The organism is Exiguobacterium sp. s48, from assembly GCF_018617395.1.
In the GTDB taxonomy this organism is placed as follows: Bacteria; Bacillota; Bacilli; order Exiguobacteriales; family Exiguobacteriaceae; genus Exiguobacterium.
Window position 1 is genome coordinate 1,410,832 of sequence record NZ_JACSKC010000001.1, and the last position, 12,724, is coordinate 1,423,555.

The window sequence follows — 12,724 nt, forward strand, 5'->3', positions numbered from 1 at the left end:
CTAAACTCCCTCTCATCAAAAAATGACTATGCCGTCTTCCTCACTTCACTAACTCTCTTAATTCATCGACCGATAACCACTGATTGTTTACATTACTGACGTATGTAAACCCTTCTGGTAACGATTTTCCACCATTTGAATACTCTGCACTCCACCAAGGGAACTCAGGTTGAATGACAAAATAATCGTCGTACTCTAGCGTGTGTCGCGCATCATCTTCCGTAATCATCGCCTCATGTAACTTTTCACCAGGACGAATCCCCACAATTTTGATGTCGCACTCCGGAGCAATCGCCTCAGCCAAGTCAAGAATCGACATACTTGGGATTTTCGGAATAAAAATTTCTCCACCGTTCATACGTGTCAAACTATCGATAACAAACTGGACACCTTGGTCTAATGTGATCCAAAAGCGAGTCATCCGATCATCGGTCACTGGAATGACCGTTGCTCCGTCTTGCTTCAACTTTTTGAAAAATGGTACAACGCTACCTCGGCTTCCGACGACGTTACCGTATCGGACGACAGCAAATCGTGTGTCTTTGTCTCCTGCATACGAGTTACCAGCTACAAATAATTTATCAGATGCCAATTTAGTTGCACCATACAAGTTGATTGGACTTGCAGCCTTATCCGTACTTAGTGCGATAACTTTCTTGACACCACGATCAATAGCCGCTTCAATAATATTTTGAGCACCATGAATATTTGTTTTTACGGCCTCGAATGGATTATACTCACAAGCTCCGACATGTTTGAGCGCCGCAGCATGAATGACAATATCCACCCCGTCAAATGCACGATAAAGGCGCTCCTTATCACGAACATCCCCAATGAAGAAACGAATGCGGGGATCTGTAAATTCTTGTGCCATTTCATATTGTTTTAGTTCATCGCGACTAAATACGATGACTTTTTTTACATTTTGTTTTAATACGGCGGAGATGAATTTTTTCCCAAAAGATCCTGTACCACCCGTGACTAAAATTGTCTGATTTGTAAACATGCTTATATACTTCCTCTCTCATGCACAATGTCTAATAAATATATTATTGGCGACACTTATTATTTAATGGTTTCTGCACACGCTTGTTTTATCGTGTAAAGTTGAGTTTGTAGTTCTTGAATCGACTCAAACATTCGCGACAAAATCGAAAGACGTAATGCACTCGTCCGATTATATCGATTATGGAATTTAATTTTATTTTGAATGATTAATAAATTGACCAATTGAAGTGGCATGATATGTGTGCGGAAAGATGGTGCTTCAATCATCGCATCCCAATCACGTAGCATTTTTTCAAACTCATCAATGGTTACCGCTTTTTGATTCATAACGCGACGCAATCGTTTTTCAAGCATTTGCAATCTTTCGCTCACACTATCAAGTAATTGTTGTACATGTTCAATTGGGACATTCAATTCTGATTCTCTAACTTGTTTAAGTTTCTGTTTTTGAATCGGTGTGGTGTGGAGCGTTTCAAGGGATTGATACGAAACTCCCTCAATTCGAGCACCTTTCTCTGAATAGTTGACTAGTTTTTCTTTTAATCCGAGCTGTGAATTGATTAATACTTGGTAACTAGTTAAAAACCCAAATAAGATCGGTGTGGTTTTCCCCATCTCACCACTATTCAATGGTACGTCATATAACGTTTTAGTGAACTGACCATCGTTTGAAGAAGCTTGTTTGACCGAAGCACTATAATATTCACCTTCTCGCAATGCTAAATCTTGTCCGATCAATCCAATTGAATCAAAGTCCAAATAGTTCGCAAATGCAACCGCTGCTAACGCCACCGTAGGGTACGTACTGAAAACTGTTTTTGTATAGGGTAGCAAATCTTGTGTAATCTTGGCATCAGCATAAGGAACAAGTAATCCCTTTGCTCGTTGTGGAATCTGATGATTCACTTGTAACGAATAGACAAGTGGTACATCAATTTCAATATCGTTGAAGAAATGAGCGTTAGCTTCACCAGCGTCAATCGATATGACAAAGTCCGGTCGGATTTCATTCTCAAGTAGAACTTTGACTGTCTGACCGATTGCAATGATATAGTAAGCATGCTGAGCCTGTTGAAGATAAGGGATTGCATCTTCTAGTGAAGGACCCCCTGCAATCATCAGCGCATGGCTTCCTTTATATTTATGTTTAAGACAATCGATGTTGAAAAGACGATCTGAATGCTGGTTCAGGTAGTTCGCATTTTGAAATGATTCTTGATACCAGCTCTCCGTATACACTTTACGTGTCGTTAAATCAATTCGGCTTTCGCTTAAGTAATTTCGCACTAATTTTAAAAGATCTATTAATTCTTCTGTATCTTCATAATAAGGATGTTTGATGACCTCTGTTTTTAAACCAATAAAGGACTGAAACTTTGACTGTAACAACTCTTTGTAATGTTCCTTCGATGCATTAGAAGATAATACTGCCTCACCTTTAACATTTTCGGGTAGATCAAGTGGGTCAATCGTCAAAATATGATAGTGTTTTAGCAGGTTGCCATGAAACAACCCACTCCCATACCCTAAAAGGATAATAGCTTCCGTGTCGTCAGCAATCTCGGCTTGTAACTGCTCAAACTCTATAAGCGTTTCACTAACAAAATAGTGGCTACTATCGTTCTGCTTTATAAGAGCCATCTCGTTCTCGTGATAACGGAACGGGAGAACGATTTGATTCTGATGTTCCACTTCTATTAATGCTTCATATTCTGTAATTAATAACTGCAAATTATCATAGACAACATTGACATACAGTTGTAAATTCTCTTTCTTGATGGCTTGGAGCTCCGATACATGTTCCATTGTTCGAATTCCATTAGAATGAATATTTTCGCCAAATAGTCGAATGATTCCCACAATCTCATCGAGGACATCCCACTTTTCGTTTTCAACTAAAAGGACAACTTGATTTGAGATGTCCCGAAGTTCTTTTAAGATGTTTTGCAGTTGTGACATAAGGCACTCCTTTATGTTTTAAAAGTTCATCTGTATATAGTATACAATTTCAATATATGAATATCGATAGACTGACAAATTTATTTAAAAAAAGGGAAACAGACTTTGTGTCTGTTTCCCTTTTTTTATGGTTTTAATTGAATCTTAACGTAACAACTGAAGTACAGCTTGTGGCTGTTGGTTCGCTTGAGCAAGCATTGCTTGAGCAGCTTGGTTCAAGATGTTGTTTTTCGTGAAGTTCATCATTTCTTTTGCCATATCAACGTCACGGACACGTGATTCAGCAGCTTGAAGGTTTTCAGCTCCAACGTTCAAGTTGTTGATTGTGTGCTCAAGACGGTTTTGTGTTGCCCCGAGTTTCGCACGTTCAGAAGATACAGACTCGATTGCATCGTTGATAACTGTGATTGCTGAGTTTGCACCAGATTGTGATGAGATATCAACCGCGTCTACAGAAAGTCCAGTTGCAGTCATATCAGCAATTGTCAATTCAATGTTTTGACCTGAGTTTGCACCAATATGGAACTTAAGGCCAGTAGCAGAGAAGCCACCATCCATCAATGTCTTGGTGTTGAACTCTGTGTTTTCAGCGATACGTGTGATTTCACTTGTCAACTCTGTAACTTCTTTTTGAAGCTCAGTACGGTCAGCATCTGTGTTCGTATCGTTTGACGATTGAACTGCGAGTTCACGCATACGTTGAAGGATTGAGTGTGTTTCGTTCAATGCACCTTCAGCTGTTTGGATGAGTGAGATTCCGTCTTGTGCGTTACGTGACGCTTGATCAAGACCGCGAATTTGTCCACGCATTTTTTCAGAGATTGCAAGACCAGCAGCGTCATCGCCAGCACGGTTGATGCGAAGACCTGAAGAAAGTTTCTCCATTGCCTTCCCAGAGTTAGTTGTGTTGAACGACATGTTGCGGTGTGCGTTCATTGCGTTAAGGTTGTGGTTGATAATCATTGTAATTTCCCTCCATAGGTTTGAGTTTTTCCGCTCTTCCAAATCCGTTTGTCCGAGCATGTAAGGTTTAGGCCGGCCCCTCACCTTACATTTGTTGGAACGTTTTATCGTTTCCATACTCTATATCGGAGTGGAAGCTCGGCAGTTTAGTCTTTTTACAACTTTTTTTATAATTTCTTCAAATTTTATATTGAAGTCATAAAAAACGTCCCATCACTGGGACGTTTTCAGCCTTTTATGCTTCCACCTTCATCTGTTCCGTCTCATTCTGCAAACTTTCCGCGACACGAACGAGCTCTGACATCGCCCCGTTCACTTCACCAAGACTTGCCGCTTGCTGGCTCGCCGCTGACGTCACTTCATTCGCATAACGCGATGCTTCTTCGACCATGCCAACGATGCCTGCCGAGTTTGTCACGACCGAATCAATTTGACCGCGTGACTCATCCAAGAGTGAATCGACCGAATGAACATGGCTGTATACTTCATTTGCCGAGTTGTGGATCGATGCGAAAGCACCACCTGCTTTTTCAACTAAGCCGACACCTGTCTCTACTTCCGCTTTGACGTTCGCCATTGAAGACGATGTATCGCCAACGAGACGTTTCACGTCTACGATGAGATCTGTGATTTCTTGAGTTGAGTTCGCAGTTTGTTCCGCGAGTTTTTTCACTTCTGCCGCTACGACGGCAAACCCACGACCATGCTCACCAGCACGTGCCGCTTCGATTGATGCGTTCAAGGCAAGCAAGTTCGTCTGTGCCGAGATGTCACTGATGACATCCGTGATACGCGAGATTTCGCCTGTCATTTCTGTCAACTGGCTGTTAAGTGTTGATGATTGCTCCACTTTCCCAGCAATCGCATGCATCGCATTGACGGAAGACGAGGCAAGGCCTTTCCCGCTCTCCGCTTCCTGTTGCATCTCACTCGCTGAATCAAGCGCCGATGACATTTCTTGGCGGATGCTCTCCATCGTACGCGCGACCGCTCCAAGCAAGTCCATCGAACTATATGTCGCACTGACGTTGTCTTCTAACATCTTATTGAGGGAATCCATTGCTACACGAATGTTTTCGCCTGCAACATTTCCTTCTTGGACCGCTGCTGCGATTTCTTGTGCCGAACCTGTCAATTGATCCGCCGTGTAACGCATGTTCGTACCTTGCTCCCGAAGGTGTTCAACCATGTTGTCCATCGATAAGAGCAAACGTCCCATCTCTGAACGATCCGTCGTCTTCTCGTCGGCGAAGTGCACCGTCAAGTCACCGTTCCCGACTTCGACTGCTTTTTCGGAAGCCATTTCGACCGCTTTCAATGGACGACGGGCAATCAAGTAAATGACGATTCCGCCGAGTGATGAGACAAGTAACGCCACGACCGTACCGACGAGCATGACCTGACCTTGTTCCATCTCGAGTTCCGTCAAGAGTAATAGGGTGATGTAGCCGACCGCTCCGCCCGTGATAAAGGACGTGACCAAAATCCACGCGAGCAATTGCGTCGTAAAGTTTTTAAATACTTTCACTGTTTGTTCCTCCTCATTGTGTTCATCACTCCTTATATCGTCCGATTTCCAATGAATGTATAGCGTTTTCAGTTGAACGTTTGGTCAATGAAAAAACGTACCCCGTCAAGGAGTACGTTTCGTTAGAATGCTTCATCGTCACGTTCGATATGCACCACACGTCGTGGTGTCGTCGCCGCGTCAATCGCGAGCGTGATGGCAGCCGCCCAGTGCAGCATCATTCCGACAAACGGAATGAAGCCGAGGATTGATGCCGCAATTCCGACCGCCGCGCCGTAAGAGAATCGATTCAGTCGACTGAACGAAATAATCAATACGATCACGTGGTAGACGAACATGAAACCGAGGGGGGAATAGCCCATCCCGATGATGAAGAGACCGCCGAGAAGCGGAATCCCGAGAAAGGCTTCAAACGCCGCGCCGAGCCATTTCAGATTTTTCACCATGTGGTTCACCTCACACTTCGATCATGTAAAACTCATAGCCGCCATTCTCCGCAAAACCGGCGCGTTTATAAATCTCGAGCGCTGCCTTGTTTTCCGTCTCGACATCGAGTTCGACTTTCGTCCGACCCATTCGGAACAGTTGTTGGACCATCTGTTTCAACATTTTCGTACCGTAGCCTTTGCCTTGATTGCCCGCCTTAACGCCGAACGCATGGATACTTGCTGAATCGTCCCCTGTAAGCAGGGCACGAATCACACCGATTGGCTTGCCGTCCACTTCACCGATATACGTCACGCGATCTGGCGTTTCGATTTGTTGATAGATGTTTTCCGTCACATCGACCGGGTCACCGAACGCCTCACTGAGCGTCGCGATGATGAGCGGACGGTCGTCTGCTGTCGCCTCACGTAGCGATACCTCGTCCGGCTTCAAGAACAATTCCGCCTTTTTCAAGACAAGATTGTATTCCGAGAACTGATACGCCGCCTGAAGATGCTCGAGCACTGCTTTCCCGGACGCTGAATTTCGGTCGATGACGAACGTAAACGCTTCGCAACCGTTCAATTTCGCATCTTGTTTCGCCGTCTCAAGCAGTGCCGTGAAGACACCTTGCTTGCGGTATTTCGGGTGGACAAGGGCATTCACTTCATACTCGTTCGGGAGATACGGGAAAAGCATGAGATACCCGACGAGTGTCTCCTCGTCATATACCGCATAGTCGTTCTGTCCGACCGACTCATGGCCGACTTTCACGTCAATCTTGTCGTTCTCGTTGACCGCCTGTTCTAACGCCTTGACGTCATCTGCCTGCCTTACCTCTTCTACTGTCCAATTCATTCATATCACCTCATGTTTTATTGTAGCACAAAGGAAAAAGCCCGCCGTAGCGAGCAGTCTCTTAGTCATTCCGTTCATTCTGAAAAAGTTGCGTCACTTCTCGCATCATCACCGAGATGACGATGACGACAGCCAAGGTGATCAAGCTCTCTTGTTTCGGTAAATCAAATACATACATCGCAACGATAAACAGAAGGGCTACAATCAATCCTTCCGAATAATCCCGTTTTCTTATTCGCACACGACCACCCATTCTAAAAAGACTGCAAACGATCCAGCCGTTTACAGTCTCACAATATTATAACGTCCGGAACTCTAACTCAGGGAGTGTTTCGATCAACTCGGCAATTTCGTCCGTATGTGCCTCAGCACCCGGGACGGCCTCTGTCGGTTCGACCCAGAAGAACGTCTTGTCGTTCGTTCCGAGATAATTGCCGTAGCCAATTTCTGTCGCGAACGCCTCTTGTGTCAACTCGCGGTCAATCAAGTCCAAGTGGAACAAGAGCTGGTCGTCCCCGTTCTCGACGTTGTAGTATAAATCGAACGTGCCGTAGCTCTTCGTGTCACCGATGTCGACAACGTCTTGCGCTTTCTCAATATAGACGTCCCCTCGCTCGATTGCCTCGACAATTTTTGTTGGCAAGATGATCTCATAGCCGAGCTCTCGGTCACGAATCGTCTGCGTCGTATCTTCTGTCCGCCCCCGGGACGAGACGACACCGACCGTTGCTACCAATGCACCTGTCACACCGAGCGCGAGCGCCCATTTCATCGATTTGTTCACAAGAACCACTCCTCACTTGTTGATGTCTTCACTTGATTATCCCACAAGTTGCCGACTTTTCATTAAATATTCTGAAAAAATGTTTCCCCTTACATTGACGAGTGTCCGTCAATCCCATACGATGGTAGTAACGTACTATAGAAAAGAGGAACTGACATGTCTAACGAAACTACTTTGACGCGCGCCCAGCTCGATGCGCTCTTGAAAAACGTCTTCGCCCTTCAAATCCCAGTCATCGAGAAATTCATGACGGATTTGTTTAAACAATATGTCTCGACGGCATCTACGTTCAAACAGGACATGGACACGATGAAAGCAACGGACTGGCACAAACATTTCTTCGGTCAAAAAGTGATGCCACACCTCTTTATCGAAAACCTCGGCTTCGGCGCATCATTCCGCCACCAAGGCCAAGAGAAAGTCGTCAGCATCCCCGAGAACATGACGGTCGTCAAACCGGACTCGGACGCGCAGATTCAAGAGATTTTAGAGAATCTCGACAAGACACTTGCATCGATGGACGGCATCAAAAACAAAGGACTCGTCAAGAAGTTCTATAAAGAAACGCTCGAACTCATCTGCCAACTCGGTAGCCGTACCGGTATGATGGATGATTTCTATGACAAAGTCAAAGGCAGTTTGACAACAAGTTGATGACAATCCCCCTCGTCCATAAGACCGAGGGGGATTTTTTATGCTTCTTGGCGGACGACGGTCGGGAGCTCCATGAACTGACTCCGACTGTGCAAAACGACCCCGATCATGACGAGCGCGATCCCAGACAAGGCGATCGGTGACGGCATGACGGTATGCAGGAAGACCAGTTCCCCAATGAGCGCGAACAGGACTTCAAGCGCTTGCGTCGCTTCAACGGATGCAAGTTTTCCCATGTCCTGTTTGACGAGATCGGTCGCCATGAAGAAGAGAACCGTCGCGACAATTCCAGATAACAGGGCGACGAGGAACGTCTGTCCGAGTTGACTCGACGAGGGACGCCCCGTCGTCAAGCCGTACCCAAACAACAATAGCCAGACCGGGAGAGACCCGAGGCACATCCCGAGAATTCGCTCGAACACGTCGAGGTTCGTATGTTGCATCATCTTCCGGTTCCCGAGCGGGTAGGCGAACGCGGCAATGATGACCGGGACGACCCCGAGCCAAAGGAAGCGAGGTTCAAACGATTCAAAGAACTCCACTTGCATCAATGCGACCCCAATTAAAATCAAGATGGAGAAGCGAAGTCCGCGCCACGGGATGCGTTCCCGTGTCCCGTCTATCTTCTTGAAGAGTGGGGACAACAGTGCCCCAGCGACAATGGTCACTTGCCACGTGCCCGCAATCAGCCATGGGGGTGCGACCTCAGCCGCAAGACAAATCGGGACGTAAAACAATCCGAAGCCGACCGTCCCCCAAACAATCCATGGACGAGGACTTTCTTTCAATGTTGAGAGAACTCGCTTGAGTCCACCACGAAACGCAACTACAACTAGCAGTAACGGAATCATCCATAAAAAGCGGAGCGAGGCACTATAGGCAAAGCTGCCACCTCCGACTTGCATTACTTCATTTAACACGAACGTGCTCGCAAAAAACAATGCGGCGAAGACACCAAGTATGAGTGGACGCATCTGTTCCCTCCTTTCCGAATCCTGTCATGTTCTCGACACTTTGCCATTTCTCCTGCAAAAAAAACGGACAGCGCTTCGCCATCCGCTTCATCATCCCATATCAGTCACGTTCGGAGCTCGAGTGCGGCAATCCGCTCCATCCGTTCGAGGATCGGCTTCGCCTGATCAATATACGCCCTCACTTCAGCAAGCGACAACGATGCCGCATGCGCCTCTTCATTTCGCCATACTTCATAGACAAACACGGTATTCGCTTCGTCGAGCGACACATGGACCCGATACGATTCACAGTCCGATGTCGCCTCCATCTCCCGCGCCGCTTCCGATAAAATCGCCACGAGCCTGTCGCGTTGCCCCGCTTTCGTGACAAGCTTTCCAATCAGTGCGTACATTCCCAATCCTCCCCTTTCTCTAGCATCGACTTCTTCCACTTTCCCTATGTGATTTCCTGCCTGGACGGATCCCTGTGGAAATTAAAAACGGACGACCCTTGACCATCCGTTAGTGAATATCGCGTTTTTGGAAATTCCCACCTTTGACCTCTGTCACCTCATACACGACGACGAACGCTTTCGGGTCGACATCATCGATGATGTCTTTGATCTTTCGTTCCTCGAGCCGGTTGATGACACACGTGATTTCATAATAGCTTTCCTTGGAATACGCCCCTTGGATTTGATTCAACGTGGTGCTCCGTCCGAGACGGTCCCGAATCGTCTCGACCATCTCATGAGGTTCACTCGTGATGATTTTGAATGTTTTCGCCCCGCTCAATCCCTCTTCAACGATATGAATCACTTTCGAGGCGATGAAGTAGGCGATGGCGGACAAGACGGCCCCTTGAAGACCGAACACCGTCGAGACGACGATAAAGACGAACGTATTCAAAAACAGGATCAAATCACTCGTCCCGAACGGCAGTTTCCGTGATAAGAGGACCGCCAACATGTCGATGCCGTCAAGCGCGCCCCCATTACGAAGCGAAATCCCCATCCCGAATCCGAGGATGATTCCACCGACCACGGTGATGAGGAGCGCGTCCCCTTCGATGATGGTCGGTACGCGGTGCATGATGACCGTACCGACAGACAAGGACACAATCCCGGTAACCGAGAGGATGGCGAAGCTCTTCCCAATCTGTTTATATCCGAGATAGATAAATGGGATATTCAACAACCCAATGAAAATACCGAGCGGCAACCCTGTCAGCTGTGACCCGACGATACTGATTCCGGTGACGCCCCCATCCGACACATCATTCGGAATGAGAACGGACTCTAGCCCATACGCTGCGATGAGTCCTCCAATGATATTCATGATGATTTGAAAACCCATCAACCACTTCCTGTTTTCTCGTTTCATGATGTATAGACCTCCATCCATTGTTCAACAATCTTCTTAGCCTAACACAAAATGATATCAAAATACCTTGTCAAGAATCATTCATCAATTCTGAATATTCATGTCAGATTCTCTGTCGTAAATGATTGTCGCTTCGCATCATTTGGTATACTGAAGGAAATGGAAAGGGGGCACCATGTATGCAGCGTACACCAATGCCTTCCCCGACACCGGAGGAAGTGCAGCGCTTAAGGCGCGAACATAATCCGATCAAGGCGTCCGAACTGTTTGCGAAAGTGGTCCTCTTATTGCTCGGTTCTCTTGTTTTCGCGGTCGGCTTGGAAGCGTTCCTCGTACCGAATCAGATCATCGACGGCGGTATCGTCGGTGTGTCAATCATCGTGTCGTACCTGACCGAAACGAAGCTGGCCATCTGGCTCGTCCTCTTCAATTTGCCGTTCATCTACTTCGGGTATCGGCAAATCGGGAAAACGTTTGCCGTCGTCACGTTGACGGCCATCTTACTTATGTCCGGTTTCACCATCGTCCTGCATAACATCAACCCGTTCACAGACGACCTCCTTTTGTCGACTGTCTTCGGCGGCTTCTTACTAGGTGCCGGAATCGGCCTCGTCATCCGTGCAGGGGGGTCGCTCGATGGAACGGAGATTCTCGCCGTCGCCTTCACGAACCGGTTGCCGTTCTCCGTCGGCGAGATTGTCATGTTCTTCAACATCTTCATCCTCGGGACAGCCGGTTTCGTTTTCAGTTGGGACCGTGCCATGTACTCACTCCTCACATACTTTATCGCCTTCAAAACAATCGATGTCGTCTTAGAAGGGATTGATCAATCGAAAGCGGCGTGGATTATCACGTCCGCACCTGACGATATCGGACAGGCCATCATGGACCGGCTCGGTCGTGGTGTGACGTATCTTCATGGAGAAGGTGCCTACACGGGTGACGGAAAAAAAGTCGTCTTCACAGTCATCAGCCGACTCGAAGAGACGAAACTGAAAGATATTTTGGACGATTATGACGAAAAAGCCTTCCTCGCCATCGGCAACATTCACGACGTCCGCGGCGGTCAGTTCAAGAAGAAAAATATTCACTAAACGTGAAATCCCCTATAACCGCTGGACCATCATTGCCAACGGTTATAGGGGATTTTTATGCAAACTTCACTTGATCCCGTCCATTTCGTTTTGCTTCGTATAATGCTGCATCTGCCCGTTCAAACACAACCATGCTCGGTTCATGCCCTGCGACCGCTACCCCGACGGAGACGGTCATCGGAATGCGTTCACCTTGAAATTCGAACATCGTGTGGCGAACCGTGTGCACGATGTCTTCTGCCACCTTCGCCATCTCTTCATTCCCTTCGATGACAAGCAAGAACTCTTCTCCTCCATAGCGTCCAACAAATCCGGACGATGGACGATGTCTCTCCAACGTTTGTCCGATATGACGTAGCGCCGCGTCTCCTGCCAAGTGTCCATATGTATCATTCAACTGTTTGAAATGATCGACATCGATGACGAGTAATGTCCATGGCTTCCCGGACATTTCCATGTCGTTCATTTGCTCTAACGTCCGATACCGATTCGGAAGCCCCGTCAATTCATCGATGGTCGCCCGGTGCGTATGGAGAAGAAACATCCATAGGTGCGTCTCGATTTTCTTTGCGGCCCAATAACAGAGCCAGGCCCCCAGTGAGAGCATTAGAAAATACGGGATGAACACTTTCACGAACACCTCAGCATCCACACTTCCGGTCACACGGATCAAAACAAGTAGTGCACCGAATCCGATATACGTGGCATATCCTCTTCCACGGCTGAAGGGTACACGAGACATCAAGAGGGAAAACAAGAAAAAGACAACAAACATGAGAACGGCATCGATGAATGGAGCGCTCATCCCGTGAATCGTCATCCGACCGATAAAGATGAGTCCTAGAGTGACCATTGCCCCGAACGGTCCTACGAACGTCGCGGCTAAGGCGATCGGAATCAGACGTAAGTCAATGCGCGCTTCACCAAGTTCGATGGCATTGATCGTCAACAGGATTGCCGTCAACCCGTTCGATACCCCGAACCAAAATCGTACGAATAACGGGGAAGTCGGTTGAATCGGTAAGACCGTCCGCATCACATAGAGTGTGAGCGACATGAATAAAAAGATAAGACTGATATTGATGACAAAATGGTTGATAACGATTCCCACAGA

14 protein-coding genes are annotated in these 12,724 nt (G+C 47.1%); 2 read left to right on the forward strand and 12 right to left on the reverse strand.

What is annotated here, in order from left to right; all coding sequences use genetic code 11:
• Window positions 1-40: 40 nt before the first annotated feature.
• The 8 genes from pseB to KNO66_RS07240 all read right to left on the reverse strand — a co-directional run bounded on the left by pseB (window position 41) and on the right by KNO66_RS07240 (window position 7,526).
• Window positions 41-1,006, reverse strand: a complete 966-nt coding sequence (gene pseB / locus KNO66_RS07205) for a UDP-N-acetylglucosamine 4,6-dehydratase (inverting) (RefSeq protein ID WP_214690638.1) — start codon at window positions 1,004-1,006, stop codon at window positions 41-43.
• Between the two features lie 59 nt (window positions 1,007-1,065).
• Window positions 1,066-2,967: a motility associated factor glycosyltransferase family protein gene (locus KNO66_RS07210; RefSeq protein ID WP_214741698.1), complete on the reverse strand. Its 1,902-nt coding sequence runs from the start codon at window positions 2,965-2,967 to the stop codon at window positions 1,066-1,068.
• Window positions 2,968-3,111: 144 nt separating this feature from the next.
• The gene (locus KNO66_RS07215; protein WP_214741700.1) at window positions 3,112-3,930 is read right to left on the reverse strand and encodes a flagellin N-terminal helical domain-containing protein; all 819 of its coding nucleotides are present in this window, start codon (window positions 3,928-3,930) and stop codon (window positions 3,112-3,114) included.
• Between the two features lie 235 nt (window positions 3,931-4,165).
• Window positions 4,166-5,458, reverse strand: coding sequence for a methyl-accepting chemotaxis protein (locus KNO66_RS07220; protein WP_214741702.1), 1,293 nt, complete (start codon window positions 5,456-5,458; stop codon window positions 4,166-4,168).
• A 122-nt stretch (window positions 5,459-5,580) separates the two neighbouring features.
• Window positions 5,581-5,904 (reverse strand): hypothetical protein, encoded by a 324-nt coding sequence (locus KNO66_RS07225; protein ID WP_214741704.1) that lies wholly within the window; start codon window positions 5,902-5,904, stop codon window positions 5,581-5,583.
• Between the two features lie 10 nt (window positions 5,905-5,914).
• Window positions 5,915-6,742 carry a GNAT family N-acetyltransferase gene (locus tag KNO66_RS07230; protein WP_214741706.1) on the reverse strand — a complete coding sequence of 276 codons (828 nt, stop codon included), beginning with the start codon at window positions 6,740-6,742 and terminating at the stop codon, window positions 5,915-5,917.
• 61 nt (window positions 6,743-6,803) lie between these two features.
• Window positions 6,804-6,995: a hypothetical protein gene (locus KNO66_RS07235; protein WP_214741708.1), complete on the reverse strand. Its 192-nt coding sequence runs from the start codon at window positions 6,993-6,995 to the stop codon at window positions 6,804-6,806.
• Between the two features lie 45 nt (window positions 6,996-7,040).
• Window positions 7,041-7,526: a hypothetical protein gene (locus tag KNO66_RS07240; protein ID WP_214741710.1), complete on the reverse strand. Its 486-nt coding sequence runs from the start codon at window positions 7,524-7,526 to the stop codon at window positions 7,041-7,043.
• A gap of 156 nt (window positions 7,527-7,682) precedes the next feature.
• On the opposite strand from KNO66_RS07240, the gene KNO66_RS07245 reads away from it, so the two are divergent.
• The gene (locus KNO66_RS07245; RefSeq protein WP_214741712.1) at window positions 7,683-8,180 is read left to right on the forward strand and encodes a hypothetical protein; all 498 of its coding nucleotides are present in this window, start codon (window positions 7,683-7,685) and stop codon (window positions 8,178-8,180) included.
• Window positions 8,181-8,218: 38 nt separating this feature from the next.
• Here KNO66_RS07245 and KNO66_RS07250 read toward each other — a convergent pair whose 3' ends face one another.
• The 3 genes from KNO66_RS07250 to KNO66_RS07260 form a co-directional block, all read right to left on the reverse strand.
• Complete coding sequence (locus KNO66_RS07250; RefSeq protein ID WP_214741714.1) at window positions 8,219-9,154, reverse strand: DMT family transporter; 936 nt, start codon at window positions 9,152-9,154, stop codon at window positions 8,219-8,221.
• Between the two features lie 104 nt (window positions 9,155-9,258).
• A complete protein-coding gene (locus KNO66_RS07255; protein ID WP_031422801.1) occupies window positions 9,259-9,546 on the reverse strand; it encodes a putative quinol monooxygenase in 288 nt (95 codons plus the stop codon).
• 109 nt (window positions 9,547-9,655) lie between these two features.
• On the reverse strand, window positions 9,656-10,516 hold the full coding sequence (locus tag KNO66_RS07260; protein WP_214741716.1) for a YitT family protein: 861 nt from the start codon (window positions 10,514-10,516) through the stop codon (window positions 9,656-9,658).
• Window positions 10,517-10,695: 179 nt separating this feature from the next.
• Here KNO66_RS07260 and KNO66_RS07265 point away from each other — a divergent pair, with 179 nt between their 5' ends.
• A complete protein-coding gene (locus tag KNO66_RS07265) occupies window positions 10,696-11,610 on the forward strand; it encodes a YitT family protein (RefSeq protein ID WP_214741718.1) in 915 nt (304 codons plus the stop codon).
• A 55-nt stretch (window positions 11,611-11,665) separates the two neighbouring features.
• Here the strand turns inward: KNO66_RS07265 and KNO66_RS07270 are convergent, their stop codons facing one another.
• A complete protein-coding gene (locus KNO66_RS07270; protein WP_214741720.1) occupies window positions 11,666-12,721 on the reverse strand; it encodes a GGDEF domain-containing protein in 1,056 nt (351 codons plus the stop codon).
• Between the last annotated feature and the right edge of the window lie 3 nt (window positions 12,722-12,724).